At 75.1% G+C, this 995-nt stretch carries 2 protein-coding genes; one reads left to right on the top strand and one right to left on the bottom strand.

The window, feature by feature from the left end:
* Positions 1-31: 31 nt before the first annotated feature.
* Complete coding sequence (locus ACFFNX_RS51095) at positions 32-445, bottom strand: hypothetical protein (RefSeq protein ID WP_378213750.1); 414 nt, start codon at positions 443-445, stop codon at positions 32-34.
* Between the two features lie 66 nt (positions 446-511).
* On the opposite strand from ACFFNX_RS51095, the gene ACFFNX_RS51090 reads away from it, so the two are divergent.
* Positions 512-925: an MFS transporter gene (locus ACFFNX_RS51090; protein ID WP_378213749.1), complete on the top strand. Its 414-nt coding sequence runs from the start codon at positions 512-514 to the stop codon at positions 923-925.
* Positions 926-995: the final 70 nt, after the last annotated feature.

Genomic DNA, 995 nt, shown 5'->3' with positions numbered 1-995 from the left:
TCGGCCGTCCGTGAGTGGCGGGCCGGCCTCATCATCGCCGGGGTCGTTCGAGCCCGGCGGGGAGGGCGTCGCGTGCCGTCTCCGGGTCGGCGATCATCGCACGCACGGCGGCGGGTGACGGGCACGTCGAAAGGTCGACGCGGCGCAGCTCGGCCCGGACCTGTTCGGGCGGGGTCGCGCGCACGGCGGCGAGCTGGTCCTCCACCGAGGGCGCGGCCTCGCGCGGCGGAGGGCTGAGGAAGTCGGGCGTGTAGCCGCGCGGGGTCTGCACGGCGAGCGGCATCTCCGCCGGAGGGGCACCGCGCACCTGCTCCCACCAGGGCCGCAGGTACGGGTGGGAGCGCGGGTCGACGAACGCGCGCACGGCGTTGACCGTCTCCCACAGCGGGGAGGTGGCGAAGCGGCAGCGCAGCAGATCGCCGCCGCTCGCGACGAGACGCGTCACCGCCACGGCATTCGCCCCCTAACGAATCTTTCGCGCCCTCAGGGTAGGTTCTGCGAGCTTCGGGGCGTGAGCACCATCCCCCGGGCGGGGCGCTACCGCGACGCGTTCGCCTCCGCCGAGTTCCGCGCGCTGTTCGGCGCCCTCGTCGTGTCGATGCTCGGCTACGTCGTCGCCGGGCTGGCGCTGACCGTGCTGGTGTACCGGCGGACGCATTCGCCGCTGCTGTCGGCGCTGACCTTCACGGCGACGTTCCTGCCGTACCTGTTCGGCGGGACGCTGCTGTCCGGCCTGGTGGACCGGGTGCCGTCGCGGCGGCTGCTGGCCGGCTGCGACCTCGGCTGTGCCGCGATCGTCGCGGTGATGACCGTGCCGGGCGTGCCGGTGCCGGCGCTGTTCGCGCTGCTGTTCGCGATGAGCCTGCTGACCCCGGTCGCGACCGGGGCACGTGGCGCGCTGGTCGCCGACGTCCTGCCGCCGTAGGCGGTGGTCCCGGCGCGCTCGCTGCTGCGGCTGGTGGGACAGGGCGCCCAGGTCGCCGGGTACGCGGCCG

This window comes from Actinoallomurus acaciae (assembly GCF_042429965.1).
Lineage (GTDB): Bacteria > Actinomycetota > Actinomycetes > Streptosporangiales > Streptosporangiaceae > Actinoallomurus > Actinoallomurus acaciae.
Note: the sequence above shows the minus strand (reverse complement) of the source record. Positions and strands in the feature narration are given on the sequence as shown.